This window comes from Verrucosispora sp. WMMD703 (genome assembly GCF_049178935.1).
GTDB classification, from domain to species: domain Bacteria; phylum Actinomycetota; class Actinomycetes; order Mycobacteriales; family Micromonosporaceae; genus Micromonospora; species Micromonospora sediminimaris.
Map to the genome: position 1 here is coordinate 118,936 of NZ_JBMHMM010000004.1, position 19,506 is coordinate 138,441.

At 70.5% G+C, this 19,506-nt stretch carries 19 protein-coding genes; 6 read left to right on the forward strand and 13 right to left on the reverse strand.

Annotation, left to right across the window (positions count from 1 at the left end):
- Positions 1–35: 35 nt before the first annotated feature.
- From ACN26Z_RS01035 to ACN26Z_RS01045, 3 genes are all read right to left on the reverse strand, one after another.
- Positions 36–1,487, reverse strand: a complete 1,452-nt coding sequence (locus tag ACN26Z_RS01035) for an ATP-binding protein (RefSeq protein ID WP_421459604.1) — start codon at positions 1,485–1,487, stop codon at positions 36–38.
- Positions 1,484–3,142: an FAD-dependent oxidoreductase gene (locus tag ACN26Z_RS01040; protein ID WP_421459605.1), complete on the reverse strand. Its 1,659-nt coding sequence runs from the start codon at positions 3,140–3,142 to the stop codon at positions 1,484–1,486. The genes ACN26Z_RS01035 and ACN26Z_RS01040 overlap by 4 nt, the downstream gene beginning before the upstream one ends.
- Positions 3,143–3,245: 103 nt before the next feature.
- Entirely contained in the window at positions 3,246–3,809 is a 564-nt protein-coding gene (locus ACN26Z_RS01045; RefSeq protein WP_198413271.1) for a TetR/AcrR family transcriptional regulator, read from the reverse strand.
- 112 nt (positions 3,810–3,921) lie between these two features.
- Between ACN26Z_RS01045 and ACN26Z_RS01050 the strand changes: the two genes are divergently transcribed.
- Positions 3,922–4,848, forward strand: a complete 927-nt coding sequence (locus ACN26Z_RS01050) for an SDR family NAD(P)-dependent oxidoreductase (RefSeq protein WP_421459606.1) — start codon at positions 3,922–3,924, stop codon at positions 4,846–4,848.
- Positions 4,849–4,892: 44 nt separating this feature from the next.
- Here the strand turns inward: ACN26Z_RS01050 and ACN26Z_RS01055 are convergent, their stop codons facing one another.
- The 5 genes from ACN26Z_RS01055 to ACN26Z_RS01075 form a co-directional block, all read right to left on the reverse strand.
- Complete coding sequence (locus ACN26Z_RS01055) at positions 4,893–5,024, reverse strand: hypothetical protein (RefSeq protein ID WP_421459607.1); 132 nt, start codon at positions 5,022–5,024, stop codon at positions 4,893–4,895.
- Positions 5,025–5,051: 27 nt separating this feature from the next.
- The gene (locus tag ACN26Z_RS01060; RefSeq protein ID WP_421459608.1) at positions 5,052–5,459 is read right to left on the reverse strand and encodes a hypothetical protein; all 408 of its coding nucleotides are present in this window, start codon (positions 5,457–5,459) and stop codon (positions 5,052–5,054) included.
- Positions 5,460–5,546: 87 nt separating this feature from the next.
- Complete coding sequence (locus ACN26Z_RS01065; RefSeq protein ID WP_421459609.1) at positions 5,547–6,872, reverse strand: RNA polymerase sigma factor; 1,326 nt, start codon at positions 6,870–6,872, stop codon at positions 5,547–5,549.
- A complete protein-coding gene (locus ACN26Z_RS01070) occupies positions 6,869–7,204 on the reverse strand; it encodes a YciI family protein (protein ID WP_282236493.1) in 336 nt (111 codons plus the stop codon). Before ACN26Z_RS01070 ends, ACN26Z_RS01065 begins: the two co-directional genes overlap by 4 nt.
- 153 nt (positions 7,205–7,357) lie before the next feature.
- Positions 7,358–8,524, reverse strand: coding sequence for a low temperature requirement protein A (locus ACN26Z_RS01075; RefSeq protein WP_093411181.1), 1,167 nt, complete (start codon positions 8,522–8,524; stop codon positions 7,358–7,360).
- Positions 8,525–8,662: 138 nt separating this feature from the next.
- On the opposite strand from ACN26Z_RS01075, the gene ACN26Z_RS01080 reads away from it, so the two are divergent.
- A complete protein-coding gene (locus ACN26Z_RS01080) occupies positions 8,663–9,667 on the forward strand; it encodes a DUF817 domain-containing protein (RefSeq protein ID WP_093411184.1) in 1,005 nt (334 codons plus the stop codon).
- Here the strand turns inward: ACN26Z_RS01080 and ACN26Z_RS01085 are convergent.
- Complete coding sequence (locus tag ACN26Z_RS01085) at positions 9,627–9,749, reverse strand: 50S ribosomal protein L36 (RefSeq protein WP_210938615.1); 123 nt, start codon at positions 9,747–9,749, stop codon at positions 9,627–9,629. The genes ACN26Z_RS01080 and ACN26Z_RS01085 overlap by 41 nt on opposite strands.
- A 125-nt stretch (positions 9,750–9,874) precedes the next feature.
- Positions 9,875–10,252: an ArsR/SmtB family transcription factor gene (locus tag ACN26Z_RS01090; protein WP_093411189.1), complete on the reverse strand. Its 378-nt coding sequence runs from the start codon at positions 10,250–10,252 to the stop codon at positions 9,875–9,877.
- A 144-nt stretch (positions 10,253–10,396) separates the two neighbouring features.
- Between ACN26Z_RS01090 and ACN26Z_RS01095 the strand changes: the two genes are divergently transcribed.
- Complete coding sequence (locus ACN26Z_RS01095; protein ID WP_421459610.1) at positions 10,397–11,806, forward strand: NAD(P)-binding domain-containing protein; 1,410 nt, start codon at positions 10,397–10,399, stop codon at positions 11,804–11,806.
- On the opposite strand, the gene ACN26Z_RS01100 is transcribed toward ACN26Z_RS01095, so the two are convergent.
- Both ACN26Z_RS01100 and ACN26Z_RS01105 read right to left on the reverse strand, forming a co-directional pair.
- Positions 11,772–12,224 (reverse strand): hypothetical protein, encoded by a 453-nt coding sequence (locus ACN26Z_RS01100; protein ID WP_421459611.1) that lies wholly within the window; start codon positions 12,222–12,224, stop codon positions 11,772–11,774. The genes ACN26Z_RS01095 and ACN26Z_RS01100 overlap by 35 nt on opposite strands.
- Positions 12,224–14,044 (reverse strand): carbon starvation protein A, encoded by a 1,821-nt coding sequence (locus ACN26Z_RS01105; RefSeq protein WP_421459612.1) that lies wholly within the window; start codon positions 14,042–14,044, stop codon positions 12,224–12,226. Before ACN26Z_RS01105 ends, ACN26Z_RS01100 begins: the two co-directional genes overlap by 1 nt.
- A 110-nt stretch (positions 14,045–14,154) precedes the next feature.
- Between ACN26Z_RS01105 and ACN26Z_RS01110 the strand changes: the two genes are divergently transcribed.
- From ACN26Z_RS01110 to ACN26Z_RS01120, 3 genes are all read left to right on the forward strand, one after another.
- Positions 14,155–14,940, forward strand: a complete 786-nt coding sequence (locus ACN26Z_RS01110) for a pyridoxamine 5'-phosphate oxidase family protein (RefSeq protein ID WP_421459613.1) — start codon at positions 14,155–14,157, stop codon at positions 14,938–14,940.
- Between the two features lie 197 nt (positions 14,941–15,137).
- Positions 15,138–16,205 carry a lytic polysaccharide monooxygenase gene (locus ACN26Z_RS01115; protein WP_396887480.1) on the forward strand — a complete coding sequence of 356 codons (1,068 nt, stop codon included), beginning with the start codon at positions 15,138–15,140 and terminating at the stop codon, positions 16,203–16,205.
- Positions 16,206–16,482: 277 nt separating this feature from the next.
- Positions 16,483–18,267: an N-acetylglutaminylglutamine amidotransferase gene (locus ACN26Z_RS01120; RefSeq protein WP_421459614.1), complete on the forward strand. Its 1,785-nt coding sequence runs from the start codon at positions 16,483–16,485 to the stop codon at positions 18,265–18,267.
- A gap of 17 nt (positions 18,268–18,284) precedes the next feature.
- On the opposite strand, the gene ACN26Z_RS01125 is transcribed toward ACN26Z_RS01120, so the two are convergent.
- Positions 18,285–19,430: a carboxylate-amine ligase gene (locus ACN26Z_RS01125; protein ID WP_093411224.1), complete on the reverse strand. Its 1,146-nt coding sequence runs from the start codon at positions 19,428–19,430 to the stop codon at positions 18,285–18,287.
- Between the last annotated feature and the right edge of the window lie 76 nt (positions 19,431–19,506).

Consider the following 19,506-nt stretch of genomic DNA (forward strand, 5'->3'; position numbering starts at 1 on the left):
GGGCCGGACTGGCCCGAACGCCGCCGTCGGTCGGGTCAGCCGGCCGGCGGTTCCGGCGGACTGAGCGGCAGCAGGACGCGGAACACGGTGCTGCCGGGCGTGCTTGTCACCCGAATGTCCCCGTGGTGCTTGTTGACCACGATGCGGTAGGAGATGTCCAGACCGAGGCCGGTGCCCTCGCCGACCGGCTTGGTGGTGAAGAACGGTTCGAAGATCCGGGGCCGGACGTCGTCCGGAATGCCCGGCCCGGTGTCGGCGATCTCAACGATCAACCAGTCGTCCTGGCGGAGAGTGCGGACGGTGAGCGATCCGTCGCCACCCATCGCACCGAGCGCGTTGTCGATCAGGTTGCTCCACACCTGGTTCAACTCGGCGGCGTACGCCGGAATGGGCGGCAGACCCCGGTCGTACTCGCGGACCAGCCGGACCCCGGCGGGGATCTTCCCCTTGAACATCACAAGTGTGGCGTCGAGCAGTTCGTGCACGTCCACGACCTGGTACGGCGCCCGGTCGAGCTGGGAGTACTGCTTGGCGGCACCGACCAGGGTGGAGATCCGGGTGGCGGCGTCCGCGATCTCCCGCATGAGCAGTTCGGTCTCGACCGTGTAGGTCAACCAGCGCACCGCCGCTTCCAGATCCTCCTCGCCCACCGACGCGCGGACCCGCTCCAACCAGTCGACGTCCAGCCCTGCGCTGACCAGCGTCGACGTCAGCTCCCAACCGGCGGTCAGGCCCCGGTCGTCCAGCCAGTCGGTCAACTCGTCCTCGGCGTCACTCGTCGCCAACGGCGAGAGCGTCGGCGCCTTCGCCACCCGCTCGACCGCCTCCTCCTGGAGCCCCACCAGAGCATGCAGCCGCCGGCCGTCGAGCCGGCCGTCGGCGATCATGGCAAGCTTGTGCCGCATCCCGGCGATCCGCTCGCGCAGACTGGTGGACGCCCGCACCGCCGCGCTCGCCGGGTTGTTCAGCTCATGGGTCAGGCCCGCCGACAGGGAACCCAGGGCCAGCAGCCGCTCGCGCTCGCCGATGAGCGTCTGGGTGTCCCGCATCCCGATGAACATGCCCTCCAGCAGGTGCATCGCCATCGGAAACCAGGTACGCACCGCATGGGCGAACTGCTCCGCCGGCAACACGAAGAACTCGGCGTCGGTCAGCGCCCACATGCTGTTGCGGTACTGCCGATCGTCGCCGAGGTATGCCTGGGTGGCACCGCCGTAGACGCCGCGTTGGGCGGTGCGGCTGATCTCCACCTGGTCACCGTGCACCGTGCGGCAGAGCCGTACCGTGCCGTCGAGCAGCACGAAGAAGCACTCCGCCGGATCACCCTCGGAGTAGACCAGGTCGCCTTCTTCCCGCCGCTCGACCCGACCCTGGTCGGCCAGCCAGCTCAACTGCGCATCGTCGAGCGACTCGAAGAGGAACAGCGTCCGCAGGTCGTCCGCGGTCAGCCGCCGCAGCGGGCCGGTGCCCGGATCACCGCTGGTCACTGCGTCTCCAGGTACCGGTGCACCAGCGACACGGCCATCGCACCCTCGCCGACGGCGGAGGCCACCCGCTTCACCGAGGCCGCGCGTACGTCACCGGCGGCGAACACCCCGGGCACGCTCGATTCAAGGTGGTACGGCTCGCGTGGCAGCGACCAGCCCGACGGTCGGTGACCCCCGGCGACCAGGTCCGGTCCGGTGACCACGAACCCCCGTTCGTCGCGGACAAGCGTGCCGTCCAACCAGCCGGTACGGGGCTCGGCACCGATGAAGACGAAGAGCCACGACGTCTCCGCCTCCCGCTGCTCACCGGTCCGGTTGTCCCGCAGGGTCAGCCGTTGCAGGTGCTCGTCACCGGCGGCACCCACCACCTCGGTGTGCGGGTGCACGATCACCTGGTCGATCCGGCTCAGCTGGTCGATGAGGTACCGGGACATCGACGCGGTCAGGTCCGCGCCCCGGATCAGCAGGTGCACCCGCTTCGCGTAGCGGGAGAAGTAGACGGCGGCCTGTCCCGCCGAGTTTGCCCCGCCCACGATGTAGACATCCTCGCCCACACAGCTCGGCGCCTCGCTGGCCGCCGAACCGTAGAAGACACCTCGGCCGGTGAAGTCGGACAGGCCGGGCGCGCCGAGCATCCGGTACGACACGCCGGTCGCCAGCACGACCGAGTGAGCGGCGAGCGTCTGGCCGTCACTGAACCGCAGCAGCCGCGCCGACCCGGCCTCCTCCAGGCCCACCACCTCCCGGGTGCTGAGCAGCTCCGCGCCGAACTTCAACGCCTGCCGGCGGGCCCGGTCGGTGAGCTGCGCTCCGGAAACCCCGTCCGGAAAGCCGAGGTAGTTCTCGATGCGGCTGCTCTGCCCCGCCTGCCCGCCGGTGGCCAGCCGCTCCACCAGCACGGTGCGCAACCCTTCCGACGCCCCGTACACGGCGGCGCCCAGGCCGGCCGGCCCGCCGCCGACCACCACCAGATCGTAGAAGTCCGCAGTGGGGGTGACCTCCAGTCCCACCAGCCCGGCCAGTTCCGCCTCCGAGGGCGCCACCAGCGCCTTGCCGTCGGTGGTGACCACCAACGGCACGTCGGCCGGGGTCACTCCGGCCGCGGTGAGCAGCCGGCCGCCCTCGGGGTCGTCGGTCAGCAGCCACCGGTACGGGACCAGATTGCGGGCGAGGAAGTCCCGTACCGTGAACGACTCGGCGGACCAGCGGTGCCCGACCACCCGGATCTCGCTCTCCCCGGCGGCCGGGCTGGCCGCCCACGCCTCCAGCAGCGAGTCGACCACCGGGTAGAGCTTCTCCTCCGGCGGGTGCCAGGGTTTGAGCAGGTAGTGGTCGAGGTCCACCAGGTTGATCGCGTCGATCGCCGCACCGGTGTCCGCGTACGCGGTCAGCAGCACCCGGCGCGCGGCGGGGAACAGGTCCATCGCGGCTTCCAGGAACTCGATGCCGGTCATCTCCGGCATCCGGTAGTCGGCCAGCAGCAGCGCCACCTGCTCGCCACGCAGCTTGACCTCGCGTAACGCCTCCAGTGCCTCCGGCCCGGAGGTGGCCCGGACCACCCGGTACCGGTCGCCGTAGCGGCGCCGGATGTCCCGTGCGACCGCCCGGGAGACCGCCGGGTCGTCGTCGACGGAAAGGATCACCGGGTTCGCCATGGGCCCATGAAACCACGCCGGTGTTTCCGTCGTCGTTGCCGCGACAGCCACGGCCGTCGGACGGTGTGCCACGCCGCAACCCCCGGTGACGAGGTCCGTCGCACTAGGTGCGGATGCCGCGCAGCAGGATGTCGATGTAGAGCTCGGTGTCCCCCCCGACCTGCACCGTGCGCTGCAACCCGCAGAACAGCGCCCGGACGTCATCGGCGGTGATCTCCGGCCGGATGGCCCCGGCCTCGCGGGCCCGCTCCAGCAGCCGGTCGACAGCCTCGGCGAGCGCTTGCACCAGCTCCGTCGTCTGCGGGTTGGCGGTGTCGGGGGTGGCCAGCACGACGGCTAGCGCCGGGTCGTCGCGCTGGTGTTCCAGTGCGGCTCGGAGCAGGCGGGCCAGGCCGGCGGCGACGTCGGGACAGGCCAGGGCCTGCTCGGCCGCCTGCACCAGCAGGGCGAACCGTTCGGCGGCCAGCGACTCCAGCAGCGCCTGCCGGCTGGGGAAGTGCCGGTAGACGGTGCCGACGCCGACCCCGGCGGCCTTGGCGACCGCATTCATCGGCAGGTCCAGGTCGCCGGCGGCGACCCGGTCGCGGGCGGCCCGCAGCATCCGGGCACGCACCCTGGCCGAGTCCGCCCGGAGGGAATCGGTGTTGGTCCTCGGCCCACCCGTCACGGTACGAGGATAATCCATCCGGAACTTAGCGGATGAACTATCCGCTGACATGCTACGGTCGTCACCTGAGAGCGGATAAGTAATCCGCTCCTGACCCGACTGGAGGCGTGCCATGCCCGTTGCCTGGACGCTCGACGAGATACCCGACCAGACCGGCCGCACCGCCGTCGTCACCGGTGCCAGCAGCGGCCTCGGCCTGGTCGCCGCCGAACACCTCGCTGCCCACGGCGCAACCGTGATCATGGCGGTCCGCGACCCGGCCAAGGGTGAGTTGGCCCGCTCCGGCATGTCCGGCAACCTCGAGGTGCGGCGACTCGACCTCGCCGACCTCGACTCGGTCCGGGCCTTCGCCGCGCAGCTACGCGACGAGGGTCACGAGATCGACCTGCTGCTCAACAACGCCGGGGTCGGCGCCGTCCCGCACGCGCACTCCGCGCAGGGGTACGAGCGGGTCTTCGCCACCAATCACCTCGGTCACTTCGCCCTCACCGGCCTGCTCCTGGACCTCTTCCGGACGGATTGCGATCCACGGGTGGTGACCGTCAGTTCCGCCTACTACCGCCTGCTGCGCGGCGGGCCGGATCTGGACGACCTCGCCGGCACCCCGGCAACCTCGCGGATCGAGCGGTACATCCGCTCCAAGCAGGCGAACGTCCTGTTCGGCATGGAACTGGACCGTAGACTGCGCCACGCCGGCAGCCCGGTACGCAGCTTCCTGGCCCATCCCGGCATGGCCCGTACGTCGATGCCGGCTCAGGCCAGCGGTTGGGCCGAGCGTGCCGTGGTCAATTTCCAGGGTCTCCTGGTAGCCCGTAGTGCGGTGCGAGGCACCGTTCCGCTGCTCTACGCCGCGACGAGTCCGACCGCGCAGACCGGCGTCCTGCTCGGCCCTTCGCTGCGCAAGTGGGATGACCGGGTCCACGCCCGCCCGATCGTCGCGCCCGGCAACGACAGTGGCCTCGCCAGCCGGCTCTGGCAGGTTTCCGAGGCCGCGACCGGAGTCCGCTACCTGAGCCCGTACGTCGAACTACGGTCCTGAGTGGCGTTGGTCGGGTGCCCGTTGACCGGACGAACGCCTGGTGATCAGGGTCGACTCGCCAGCACGGCGCGGAACACGACTGTCACGCTGAATGTGCTCCCGTCCACCTGGTACGCGTAGCAGCCCGGCCCGTCCACGGTGGTGACGCCTGGCAGGTCGCTCTCCTGGCTGGTCAACACGGCGTGATGCCCGTCGTCGCGGGACTACTCGCCGGTGTAGGAAAACGCCGCCGTCGCGTCGCCTGGCGCGTCGATCCGCGCTGCCCTCACCAGCACCGGCCCGGTGTAGCCGGAACCGATCCACCGGACCTTCTTCGAGTACGTGCCGTCCGGTTCCCGGTCCTCGTCGCGCAGTTGCAGGGCACCGTCGGCGAAGTAGTCGGCGACCGGGTACAGCGGGCCGGGACCGAGGACCCGGGACGCCTGGTCGGGGTCGGGCCAGGGTTGCGGCTCGGTGACCGGACAGGCGTCGCCGGTCCCGGCGTTGGGCAGCTGGAGCGGCGGTGCCGTCCACCCCCTGGGCGAGGTCGCCGGTGCCGGAGACACCGGCGACGCGTCCGGCGGCGCGGCGTCGCAGGCCGCGCTCGACGCGAGCAGAACGACGGCGCTCACCCTCGCCCACCGCATCATCTCCGCAGTATCGACCGGTCGGTTCATCCGCGCAGCCCCCTTCACCCGGATCTTCCGGTTCCGCGGTTGCTACGAGGCGGGCCCGGACGTCCGACGCGCCCGTTTCAGCAGCGCCCTACGCTCGGCATCGCCGGACACCCGGTCGGCCGCCGCGCAGAACAGCTCCGCTGCCCGCTCCCGGTCGCCCTGTCGGGCGACGAGATCCGCCTCCACCGCCAGGGTCAACGGATAACCGTCGAGCCCGCCACCGACGCGCGCCTCGGCGAGCAGGGCCAACCCGGTCGCCGGCCCGTACGCGTAACCGTGCGCGACGGCCCGGTTCAGGGCGACCACCGGGGTGGGCTGCACCTGGACGAGTTGGTCGTAGCACTCGGCGATCCGTCGCCAGTCGGTGGCGTCGGCGCTGGGCGCGGTGGCGTGGCACGCCGCGATCCGGGCCTGCCAGACGTACGGGCCGGACCCGGTGAGGCCGGTGAGCAGGCGGTCGGCCTCGGCGATCGCCGCGTGGTCCCACCGGGACCGGTCCTGTCGATCGAGCGGGATCAGCTCCCCGTCGGTGTCCCGTCGGGCGGTACGGCGGGAGTGTTGCAGCAGGCACAGCGCCAGCAAGGCCGTCACCTCTTCCTGCTCCGGCATGAGCCGGACCAGCAACCGGGCCAACCGGATCGCCTCCTCGGCAAAGGCCGGCTCGCCGTCCGCGTCGTAGCCCTGCGTGAACAGCAGGTAGAGCACGCCCAGCACCCCGGGCAGCCGCTCGGTCAGGGCGCGCCCACGCGGCACCCGGTACGGGATACCCGCCTCGGCGATCCTCGTCTTGGCCCGGGTGAGCCGCCGGGTCATGGTGGACTCGCTGACCAGGAACGCCCGGGCGATGTCGGCGGTCGGCACCGCACAGATCGTCCGGAGGGTAAGCGCGATCCGCGCCTGCGGCGCGAGGGCCGGATGGCAGCAGGTGAAGATGAGCCGCAGCCGGTCGTCCACCACCTCCTCGTCCGGCATTGGTTCGGCGGTGGCGGCCGTGAGCGCCAGCACCGCCACGTCACGCAGCTTGCGCCGTTCGACCGAGGCCCGCCGCAGCACGTCGAGCAGCCGGTTACGGGCGACCGCCATCAGCCAGCCCGCCGGGTTGGTCGGCACCCCGTCCACCGGCCAGCGGTCCAGCGCCCGCTCCAGCGCCTCCTGCGTGCAGTCCTCGGCCAGCGTCCAGTCGCCGGTGATCCGGATCAGGGCGGCCACGATCCGCGGGTACGCCTCGACGGCAGTAGCCGCGACGGCTTGCGCCGCCGCGGCCCGGCCGGCCGCCGTACCCCCGTTCCCGACGCGCCGCTGCGCCGCCGCGCCGTCGGCGTCGGTCGATGCCCGCGGCACCGCGATCTCGGCGGCCGGATCCGTCACTGCTCGAAGTCGGCGAACGGGCGGAGTTCGATCCGCCCGGCCCAGGCCATCGGATGCGCACGGGCCACTTCGATCGCCTCGTCCAGATCGGCGCACTCCAGCAGGTCGAAGCCGACGATCATCTCCTTGACCTCGGCGAACGGCCCGTCGGAGACCAGCAGTTGGCCATTGCGTACCCGTACCGTGGTGGCGGCCGACGCCGGAGCCAGTTGGGCGCCCTGGAGGCGTCGGCCGGCCGCGTCGTTCTCCGCCACCCACACCTCGACGTCCGGGTGGTTGCTCGGCTCGGGGTCCGGCTCCGGATCGGTGCAGACCAGCATCATGTACTTCATGTAGGTGCCTTTCGTCGAATCGTCCCAGCGGTGGTTCCACCGACATGACGAACGGCGAACCGGCTTCCGGACAACCGGAGGATTTCATCTTGCCCGGATTCGCCGTCGGGCGCGTTCGGTCGGCCTCGGGCGTCGCCTCGTCCGCACCACCGGTCACGATTGCCGGTGTCGGCGCACGCGGTTGGCCAGCGTGTCGCCGTGCGCGATCAGGATCAGCAGTCCGGTGATGATCGCGGAGTTGACAAGCAACGACAGTTCGTGACCCGCGACGGCGGCGATCAGAATGGCAACCATCCCGATCAGCCGTTGCCAGGAGAACTTGCCGTGCACGGCCAGTGCCAGCAGGATCCAGCCGGTGAGAAAGAGCGTCGGCCCGGCCGCCATCGTCACGACGGCGGCCAGCTCATGGGAGAACGGCTCCATGATCATCAACCGCGATCCGACCCCGGTCGCCAGGACGCCGGCGATCATCACCAGGTGCAGGTAGCCAGCGAGCAGGCCGAGCCGGCTGCCGGGCGGTCCCATGGCCTCGATCGCGGTGCCGAGCCGCATCCCGCCGGGCACCAGGTAGAGCCGACCGAGGCTGACGGCGTTGACGAACATCAGCGCAAACGCCGCGCTCCGGCCCAGGTCGAACCCGCTCTGGCTGAACGTGATGCCGGCGGTCAGGATCAGCTCGCCCAGGGCGATGATGAAGATCTGCTGGTACCGCTCGGAGAGATGCTCCCCGATGATCTGAAGGTTCTCCCAACTGCTGCGCCCCAGTCTTGGTGTCGGCCACCGCAGTCGCGCCATCGAGTAGTCCAGCACCACCGCCGCCGTCCAAAGGAGCACCTGGGCCGGTCCGACGAACGCACCGGCGAGCCAGAGCACCCCGGAGACGGCGAACCAGATCGCCACCCGCAGGGTCCGCAGTTGCAGCGGATGCCCGCGCAGGGCCGGCAGCAACAGGGCGGCCCGCCCCAGATGGATCGCCACGTACGCACCGGCGAACACCAGCGCATGTCCGGCGTACGCGGTCGGCGCCGCGGCGGCCATCAGCATCCCGCCGAACATCACCCAGAGCAGCAGCCCGCTGATCAATGGCGTCCGCGGCTCGAACCAGTCGGTCGACCAGGCGGTTACGAACCAGACCCACCAGATGGCGGCCAGCAGCAGCGCCGTGCGGTACGCCCCGCCCACGCCGAGGTCGTCCTCAAGAGCGCGGGACAACCGGTTCAGCGCGAGGATGAAGGCCAGGTCGAAGAAGAGTTCCAGGAACGACGGCCGCCGGGAGACCTCGCGCCGCCGCAGCAGCCGCGCCGGCAACCCACTGGACATCCTCGCCCTCCGCGCGTCGCCGGTGATCGCACCCCAGTCGTACCACCGAACGGTCCCACTCCGACCCCGAACAGCGAGGTCAGCGCGCTGCACCGAGCCCTCGGTCCGCGCCGGCCGGCGCGCACTAACCTCGGAGCGATGCAGCACACCCCCGACGGGCGGCCAACCCTCACCACGGCCGAACGCGCGATCGACGCCCGGTTCCGCGCCCGGCTGGCCCGGCTACCGCGTCACGGGCCGGGCGGGTGGTTTACCGAATTCGTGGTCTTCGGGCTCAAGCAGGCCTGGGCGTGCGTCTTCGGTGCCGCCATGCTGGCGATCATCTGTGCGGCACACCTCTGGTACCCGGACGACGCCGCGTTCGCTCGAAACGACGCCCTCACCGTCGCCGCCGTCGCCATCCAGGTCGCCATGGTCGCGGGAAGGCTGGAGAGCCTGCGCGAACTACGGGTGATCGTCCTGTTCCACCTCGTCGGCACGGTCATGGAGCTGTTCAAGACCCACGTCGGCTCGTGGACGTACGAGCCCGACGGCGTGCTCCGGCTCGGCGGGGTGCCCCTGTTCAGCGGCTTCATGTACGCCGCGGTCGGCTCCTATCTGGTCCGGGTGAACCGGCTGTTCGACCTGCGTTTCACGCGCTACCCGCCACGCTGGTTGACGGCCGTGGTGGCGGTCGCCATCTATCTCAACTTCTTCGCCAACCACTACCTGCCGGACGTGCGATGGCTGCTCATCACGGCAGTCGCACTCGTCTTCGGCCGCTGTGTGATGCACTTCCGGATATTCCGGGCACGATGGCGCATGCCGCTGCTGTTGGCCTTCGTCCTCGTCGCCTTCTTCATCTGGCTCGCGGAGAACATCGCCACCTGGTCGAACGCGTGGCTCTACCCGAGCCAGGTGGATGGTTGGCATCCGGTGTCACTGACGAAGCTGACGTCGTGGTTCCTCTTGATGATCATTTCGGTGGTGCTTGTCACCTGGATCTCGCCGCCGCAACCACCCGACGACGACCGGCAGCCACCCCGCGGCACCGACGAGACCGCAGATGGCGGGCTGCCGGTCGGCCAGCAGGAGCGGCGCCGGTCGCCTCTCGAACAGCAGGTCAGCCCTGGCGGCCCTTCCACTGCGGGTTCAGCCGGTTGACCACGACCACCCGACCACGGCGGCGTACCACCGTCGAACCCGGCTTCCGCTTCAGCGACCGGAGGGAACTACGTACCTTCATGTCCGTTTCTCCTCGGCTCGGGTCTCACGTCGTACGCACCGGAGAAACGCCGACCCTGAGGGTGGGATTCCCGGCGCCGGGCGCAGGTCCCCGTGCCACGACCTTCCACCCGGCGACCTGCCGCCCTAACTGTCGGCTGGAGCGGTCGGTTCGACCGCGAGCAGGGCGGCGAGTTGTCGCAGAAGCTGGGGCCGGGCGCGGTAGTAGACCCAGGTTCCGCGCCGTTCGGAGTCGACCAGACCCGCCTCGCGCAGTGCCCGTAGGTGGTGCGAGATCGTCGGGCCGCTCAGGTCGAAGGCCGGGGTCAGATCGCAGACGCACGCCTCTCCGCCCTCGGCCGAGGCGATCATCGACATCAGTTGCAGCCGAACCGGATCGCCGAGGGCCTTGAACGCGGGCGCCAGCAGCGCGGCGGTCTCACCTGACACCCGCTGCTGCGTCAGGGGCGGGCAGCAGGGGACGGCGGTCAGATCCAGGGAAAGCGGCACCGCCTGATTCGACATGCCTCTAGGTTGACACCTGTCTAATCAACGTGCAACTCTCTGATTCGAAGAACGTCGAGACAGCCGGTGGACGCCATCCCTGTCCGCACATGAGGGACCCGCACGACAAGCTGTTTCGACAACCATCAAACCTGAGGAGTCCTGATGAGCGACCTGGACCAGCTGCCCGTCGCTGTCATCGGTGCCGGGCCGGTCGGCCTCGCCGCCGCCGCGCACCTGCACGAGCGCGCCCTGCCCTACACCGTCCTTGAGGCGGGCGACGGCGCCGGTGCCGCCGTCCGCCAGTGGGCCCACGTCCGCGTCTTCTCGCCGTGGCGGTACAACATCGATCCGGCCGCCCGTCGGCTCCTCGACGAGGCCGGCTGGGTGGCACCCGACCTGGACGCCCTGCCGACCGGGGCGGACCTCGTCGAGAACTACCTTCAGCCCCTCGCGAACCTGCCGCAGCTCAAGCCGCATCTGCGCTACGGCGCGCGGGTGGCGGCGATCAGCCGACTCGGTTACGACCGGCTGCGCACCACCGGTCGGGAGTCCGCTCCCTTCCTGCTCCGCCTCACCGACGGACGGGAGATCCTCGCCCGGGCCGTGATCGACGCCTCCGGCACCTGGTACACCCCGAACGTCCTCGGCACCTCCGGCCTGCCCGCCCAGGGTGAAACCGACGCCGCCGCCTACCTGGAGCATGCCCTGCCCGACGTCCTCGGCACCGACCGGGCCCGCTTTGCAGGTCGGCACACCCTGGTCGTCGGTGCCGGCCACTCCGCCGCCAACACCCTGCTCTCGCTCGCCGAGCTCGCCGCCGCCGCACCCGGCACCGAGGTGACGTGGGCCATCCGATCGCTGTCACCAACGCGTACCTACGGCGGCGGCGACGCCGACGCACTACCCGCTCGCGGCGCGCTCGGCACGCGGCTGCGGGCGCACGTCGACGCCGGCCGCATCCGCCTGCTGACCGGATTCTCCGTCCACGCGATCACCCCTACCGACGGTCGGGTCGCGGTGACCGTCCGGCGCGCCGACGACGCCCAGGAGCAGATCACGGTGGACCGGATCGTCGCCGCGACCGGCTTCCGGCCCGATCACTCGATCGCGGCCGAGCTGCGTCTGGATCTCGATCCGATCATGGGCGCCACCCGTGCTCTGGCTCCGCTCATCGACCCCAACGAACACTCCTGCGGCACCGTCCCGCCGCACGGCGTCGACGAACTCGCCCACCCGGAACCCGGCTACTACGCCGTCGGCATGAAGAGCTACGGCCGCGCGCCCACCTTCCTCATGGCCACCGGCTACGAGCAGACCCGGTCCGTGGTCGCCGCCCTCGCCGGCGATTGGCAGGCCGCCCGCGACGTACGACTCGAACTGCCCGAAACCGGTGTCTGCAACAGCAACCCGGCCGACTCGGTCGCCGGTGACGACTGCTGTGGCCCAGCACCCGAGCGGACCGGCAAGGGCCTCGCCACAGGTGTCAGCGGAGGTCTGCTCGCCGCACCGCTGAACCTGGTGAGCACCGGCGGGCCGGCTACCGACCGGGCTGGCGGCTGTTGCGGCAACTGAGGTCGGCCGACGAGTCGATCGCCCGCCGGACGATGTGCAGAGCCTGCTCCGCCGGGGGTAGGCCGGACTCGCTTACCACCCGGCCGTCCACGATGATCGCCGCGTATCCGGTGCCCCGAACCAGGTCTCGCAACAGGGCCCGCCAGGGCCGCCGGTGCCGGCGACCATCGTGCACGATCGCCGGCAGCAGGAACAGCGTGTTACGCGGGTCGACGATCTCCACCTCGATCTCGGCTGGCAGACCGGCGCGGACCGCCTGGTAGACCTCGCCCAACGGGCGCTGGTCGGCCCGTTGCCGCGCCGACGCGGGATCCTCGTGCCGGCCCTCGACGCAGATGTCGGCCGCGCCGGTGCAGCAGCCGGACCCGGCACCGGGCGCATCCCACGGTCGGATCAGCAGGACCCGGTGCCGGGTCATCAGCGGCCTTCGTCGGTGGCACCGGCACCGGCTGCTGACTCGGCACCGACCGCCCGCTGCGACTGGTCGGCCGGCTCGGAGTCGGTGGCGGCCGCACCGTCGCTATCCGGGCCGGGCCCGGAATCCGTTTCCGCCTCGACGGGCTGGCCGCTGGCGCGGCGCAGGGCGAGCACCGCCTCCACGATCAGCCAGAGGGCGAGGACGAAGATGATGGCGTCCAGGGGTGCCAGCACCCACTCGTCGGCCGCCACGAACTCGCGCAGTTGCACGATCAGCGCCCAGGTCGTCATCACCAGCAGGAAGACCAGCGGCACGATGACCGCGACCGGGTTGCGTCGACGGCGCAGCACCCAGACCGCGATGACGGCCAGGGCGAGCCCGGCGGTGAGCTGGTTGGTGGTGCCGAAGAGTCGCCACAGCACCCCGAAGGTGTAGCCGGCGTCCCCGCCGCCCGGCAGCAGGGCGAGCGTCAGTGGTGCGGCGATCGCCAGCAGGCCGGCCAGGGTCAGGTGACGGGACAGCCGCCGCCAGCCGACCAACTCGGCGATCTCCTGCACGATGTAGCGCTGCAACCGGACACCGGTGTCCATGGTGGTGGCCGCGAACGAGATCACCACAACTGCCGCGAAGACGGTCGCGAGTTGGAACTCGATGCCGAGGTTTGTGGCGAAGCTGGCGATGCCGTTGACGAAGTTGCGGGTGGCGCCGCCCGACGCCTCGGCGTAGCTGGCGTACAGCCCCTCCCACTCGGCGCGCGTGGCGGCGACCCCGGCCGTGACCGCGATGATCGACCCGAGGGCGAGGCTGCCCTCGCCGATCGCCCCGGCGTAGCCGACGTACCGGGCGTCGGTCTCCTTGTCGAGCTGTTTGGAGGTGGTGCCGGAGGCCACCAGCGAGTGGAACCCGGATATCGCACCGCAGGCGACGGTGATGAACAGGAACGGAAAGATGCTCGGGGAACCGGCCGGCACGTCGTTGAACATCGGCGCCACGATCCGGTCCATCCCGACCAGCACCCCGGCGAAGATCACCGCGATAGCGATGAACAGTTGGTGCGAGTTGATGTAGTCGCGCGGCTGCAACAGCAGCCACACGGGCAGCCGGGAGGCGATGAACGCGTAGACGAAGAGGATGATCACCCACAGGTCACGCGTCCGTTCGAAGCCCAGCGCGTCGGCCAAGCCGGTGATCTCGATGGGGTAGAGGTTGCCCACCCAGATCAGGAAGTAGAGCGCGGCCACGCCGATGAGTGACGGCACCAGCGCCGCGCTGCGGGTGCGATAGATGTACTGGCCGATCGCGATGGCCAGGGGAATCTCCACGAAGATCGGTATGACCGCGCCCGGGTACGCCACGAGCAGGTTGCCGATCACTACCGCGAAGACCGCGTTCACCAGCGTGAGCAGGAAGAAGATGATCAGCAGGAAGAGCGTACGGGCCCGCTTGCTGATCACGTCCGCAGCGAGGGTGCCGATGTTGCGCGCGCGGTGGCGCACCGAGACCGCGAGCGACCCGAAGTCGTGTACGCCCGCCGCGAAGATGGTGCCGAGGACCACCCAGGCCAACGCCGGCCCCCACCCCCAGAACACCGCGATCGCCGGGCCGACGATCGGGGCGGCTCCGGCGATCGAGGTGAAGTGGTGACCGAAGAGCACATGTTTGTTGGTGGGGACGAAGTCGACTCCGTCGGAGAACCGGTGCGCCGGGGTGACGTATGCCGGGTCCAACCCGTACACCCGGTCGGCGAGGTATCGCGAGTAGTACCGGTAGCCGATGGCGAACATCGCCATGACTGCGACGACGACGACGATGGCGGGCATACGGCTGCCTCCTTGCGGCCCGTGGGGGCGGGCGCTCGTGTGCAGATCCCGAAACCTGCCGGTAATGTAACGGGGATCACATTCCAAGGTCAACCGAACGGCTCGATCACATGGACGTGGGTACGGATGTTCGGCGCGCGATCCAGGCCGCCACCGTCGGCGAGTTGGCCTGGCTCGACCGGGCGGGCCTGCCGCAGGCCCGCCCGGTCACGCCGCTGCTGCTCGACGACCGGCCCGCCGTCGCCTTCCCGTACGCCGAGGTCTCCTTCGCCCGCCGGCTGGCCGCCGCGCCGGTCGCGGCCCTTGTCGTCTCCGACGACCGGCTCACCGGGCGTGGCTGGCGGCCGGTCGCGGCGACCGGCCGGCCCCGGCTGACCGAGGATCGCGACGGCACGCTCTTCGCGGAACAGTTGCTCAACCAGGAACTGCGCAAGTACCCGCCGGCCCGCGCGCTGATCGACTCGCCACTGCTGCGCCGGGAGCACTGGTGGTACCTGCCCCGACTGATAGTGGTGCTGGACGTCGTCACGACGATTGAGGTCGGCGCCCGCGTCGGCGGGGTCGGCGAGGTGCTGGCGGTCGCCCGCGACGATCAGCAGTTGTACGTGGATTCGGTGACGCGGCCCGACCGCGAGGGGAGCAGGGCGGTCCGGGTGGAGAGCCTCGCGGGTCGCGTACCCGGCAACGGCCCGGCGGTGCTGCTGGGGCACGACTTCGCCGCCCCCGACCTCGAACGGTGGACCCCGTGGACGACCCGGGGCGAGCTGACCGACGGCCTGCTTACCGTCACGGCGGCACCTACGCGTACCGCCGTGGCACCGCCGCTCGGGTTATGGCGACGGCTGACCCGCCAGCGTCGACTCGCCCGGGCCTGTCAGGACGCCCTCAACGGCTGACCCACCGACCCCTTCCGGAAAAGATTCACACGGGTGGATACGATGGGTACTATCGCGGTCGGGAGCCGCCAAGCCGTCGCAGGCAGCGTGATCACACGCCTGCCCTCTTGAGATCGTCATATCGATCGACGCATTCCTCCCGGGGTTTGGGCACCCCGGCGAGCGACACCGGCGTCGGCGGATCAACTGGAGCATCAATGAAACTCGCACGAACAGCACGTCGACTAGGACTCGGCGCGGCCTCCGTCCTCGTCGCCGCGTTCACCATGGTCGTCGTCAATCAGCCCGGCCCGGCCTCCGCGCACGGTTCGGTCACGAACCCGCCGTCCCGCAACTACGGCTGCTATGAGCGCTGGGGTGGCGACCACCTCAACCCGGCCATGGCCCAGAGCGACCCGATGTGCTGGCAGGCCTTCCAGGCCAACCCGAACACCATGTGGAACTGGAACGGCCTGTACCGCGAGAACGTCGGCGGCAACCACCAGGCCGTCATCCCCGACGGGCAGCTGTGTAGCGGCGGCCGTACCCAGGGTGGGCTGTACGCCTCGCTCGACACGGTCGGTGCCTGGACCGCCAAGCCGATGCCCAACAACTTCACCCTGACGCTTACCGACGGCGCCCGGCACGGTGCCGACTACATGCTCATCTACATCACCAAGCAGGGCTTCGATCCGACCACGCAGCCCCTCACCTGGAACAGCCTGGAACTGGTGCTCCGCACCGGCTCGTACCCCACCACCGGGCTCTACGAGGCGCAGGTCAACGCGGGCAACCGCACCGGCCGGCACGTGGTCTACACGATCTGGCAGGCGTCCCACCTCGACCAGCCGTACTACATCTGCAGCGACGTGACCTTCGGGGGAGGCAGCAACCCGCCGCCCACCACCCCGCCGCCGACCACTCCGCCGCCCACCACGCCCCCGCCCACGACCCCGCCGCCCACCACGCCGCCGCCGACCGGTAACGGTGCCTGCACCGCCACCTACCGCACGACCAGCGAGTGGCCCGGTGGCTTCGGCGGCGAGGTCACCGTCCGCGCCGGCAACGCCGCCATCTCCGGATGGACGGTGAACTGGACCTGGCCCAACGGCCAGAGCATCACGAACTCCTGGAACGCGTCGATCACCTCGAGCGGCTCCTCGGTCACCGCCTCGAACGTCGGCCACAACGGCTCGTTGAGCGCCAACAGCAGCGCCACCTTCGGATTCAACGGCTCCTGGAACGGCACCAACGGCACACCCACCCTCTCCTGCACCGCCCGGTAACAACCTCTGTGTGGGGGTGGCGCCGACCAGCGCCACCCCCACACGTTGCTCCTCCACGCCCCGGCGGCGCTGCCGCCCGACCCGTACGGCGACGGTCGATTACATCGGCGGCGCACTCACCTCGACACACCCGCTCGTCGGGCCTGACCTGATCCTCTTGCAGGGGGATCTCCGGTCCCCCTTCCGCAATCCGGCCCCGCCGAGAACCTCTGCCACGTAGCGTCGTGGCATACCGGCCATCCCGAAACGCCTGATGGCGGGCGAGGGACGGAACGTGATGTGCGGCATCAGCGGTGAGGCGAGGTTCGACGGCACCACGCCCGACGCCGACGCGGTGACCCGAATGACCGAGGCGATGCGGTCCCGGGGCCCGGACGGCGAGGGCCTGTGGAGCGATGGCTGGGTGACCCTCGGGCACCGTCGGCTGACCGTCATCGACCTGTCCGACGCGGGCGGCCAGCCCATGGTGCGCGAGGATCTCGGCCTCGCCCTGGTCTTCAACGGGTGCGTCTACAACTACCCGGAGCTGCGCGAGGAGCTACGCGCCGCCGGGCACACCTTCCACTCCACCAGTGACACCGAGGTGATCCTGGTGGCGTACGCACAGTGGGGTGAGGAGTTCGTCGACCATCTGGTCGGCATGTTCGCCGTGGGCCTGATCGACCGCACCCGGCGTCGGCTCGTGCTGGCCCGGGACCGACTCGGTATCAAGCCCCTCTACCTCGCCGAGACGCCGGGCCGGCTGCGGTTCGCCTCGACGTTGCCGGCGCTGCTCAAGGCGGGCGACATCGACACCAGCGTGGACCCGGTGGCGCTGCACCACTACCTGTCCTGGCACTCGATCGTGCCGGCGCCCCGCACCATCCTGCGCGGCGTACGAAAGCTGCCACCGGCCACCGTGCGGGTCGTCGAGGCCGACGGCCGTAGCCGTGATCGCGTCTACTGGCGGCCGGACTACGTCCGGGATCCCGCCCACGCCGGTTGGGACGATCGGGACTGGCTGGCCGCGATCGGTGACGCGCTGCGTACCGCAGTGCGACGACGGCTCGTCGCCGACGTGCCGGTCGGCGTGCTGCTCTCCGGTGGGCTCGACTCGAGTCTCATCGTGGCTCTACTCGCCGAGGCCGGTCAGCAGCACCTCCGCACCTTCAGCATCGGCTTCGACGGCCGGCACGGCGAGGCCGGCGACGAGTTCCACTACTCCGATCTGGTCGCCCGCGCGTACGACACCGACCATCTCCGCATCCAACTCGCCAACGACGACCTGGTACCGGCCGTCCGCCGGACGGTCGAGGCGATGACCGAGCCGATGGGCAGCCATGACGTGGTCGCCTTCCACCTGCTCTCCGAGCAGGTGGCCGCGCATGTCAAGGTGGCGCAGTCCGGGCAGGGCGCCGACGAGGTGTTCGCCGGATACGGCTACCACCAGCCCCTGACCCAGGTGCCGCGGTCCGAGGCGGCGCGAACCTTCACCGCCGCTTTCTTCGACCGCGACCACGCCGAGCTGATCCGGGTGGTCGGTCCGGCACACGCCGTCGACGTCGACGCCAGCCGGGATCTGGTGACGGCGGAGTTGAACGCACCGGGCGCGGAGACCGCCCTGGACGCGGTGCTGCGGCTGGACACCCACCTGATGCTTCCCGACGATCCGGTCAAACGGGTCGACAGCATGAGCATGGCGTGGGGTTTGGAGGTGCGTACTCCGTTCCTCGACCAGGATCTGGTCGCGCTCGCGGCAGCCTGCCCGCCCCAGCACAAGGTTGCCCAAGGTGGCAAGGGCGTGCTCAAGGAGGTCGCCCGCGAGGTGCTGCCCGCCGAGGTGATCGACCGGCCTAAGGGCTACTTTCCGGTGCCCGCGTTACGCAACGTCGACGGCCCGGTCCGCGACCTCGTGGTGGCGGCGCTGCGGGCGCCGGAAGCGCGCGAGCGTGGGCTGTTCCGGCCGGCGTACGTGGACGCGTTGCTCGCCGACCCCGAACAGGCGCAGGCCGCCGCGGGCAGTAACAAGCTGTGGCAGTTGGGCCTGCTCGAACTCTGGCTACAGACCCACGGCATCCGCTGACCGTGCCGGCTGCCGGTTCAACCGGCGGTGGTCTCGGCGGCGAGGTGGTCGAGGACCGCCCGCACGTCCCCACCGGTGCGTGCGATGACCCGCCGCTGCCGGGCCGCGCCGGTGCCGTCGCGGCGCAACCGGGCCAGCTGCTGCTGGACGTACGACAAGTCGCCGTGCCGGATCAGCGCGGGAGTCACCGTGGTGAACAGCTCCTCCACGAGGTCCCACGCCGGACGCGCGCCGCCGCCACGCAGATCGATCAGCCGGCCGTCCAACCCCTCGTGAGCAGCTCGCCAGTGGGCCGCCGCGAGCAGACAACTACGTAGGCGGGGTGCGGAAACGCCGGCACGCACCTGGCCGACCATGGTGGCGACCAGGGCTCGCACCAGAGCCGCGACCAACACCGTGTCGTCCACCCCCGGGCAGACGTCCCCGACCCGGATTTCCACGGTGGGGTAGGTGGCGGACGGTCTGGCGTACCAGTAGACCATCGCCGCGTCGAGCATGATGCCCGCGTCGACGAGTTCCGCCACCGTCGCGTCGTAGTCGGCGAACGAGGCGAAGTACGGGGTGGGCCCGATGCTCGGCCAGCGCTCCAGTTGCATGGAACGCCAGCTCGCATGGCCGGTGTCCACGCCGTCGTGCAGCGGCGAGTTGGCGGTGAGCGCCTGTACCACCGGCAACCACGGGCGCAGGTGGTTGCAGACCTGCACCGCCAGTTCCCGGTCCGGCAGGCCAACGTGCACGTGACAGCCGCACACGGCTGGATCGTGCGCAACCGGACCAAAACGGCGAGACATGGCGTGATAGCGAGGTTCATCCGGAACTGTCCGGTGCGACTCGTGCACCGGAGTGGCTCCCACCGCGACCAACTGCGCTCCCGCCGACCGCGCCGCCTCCGCCGCGGCCCGCCGCAAGGTGATCAGGTGCGCCCGAAGATCGGCCAGGTCGGCACAGACCGGGCTGACCATTTCCACCATGCTGTGTCGGAACTCCTGCCGGCTCTGCTTCCGGGCCGCACCGAGCAGGGCCGTCAACACCCGGTCGGCAACTGGCAGACTCTCCCCCGTCTCGGGGTCCAGCAACAGGAACTCCTCCTCCACCCCGAGGGTGAGGCGCGCTGGCGCGTCCACGGCACTCAGGGGCGGGGCGATGGACGGGTGGTTCGTCATCGTCGGCATCCCCTCCTGCCGGCGACGGTCACCGCCGCCGCACTCGCGGGACTTCCCCGCCAGGGGGCCGGCAAAC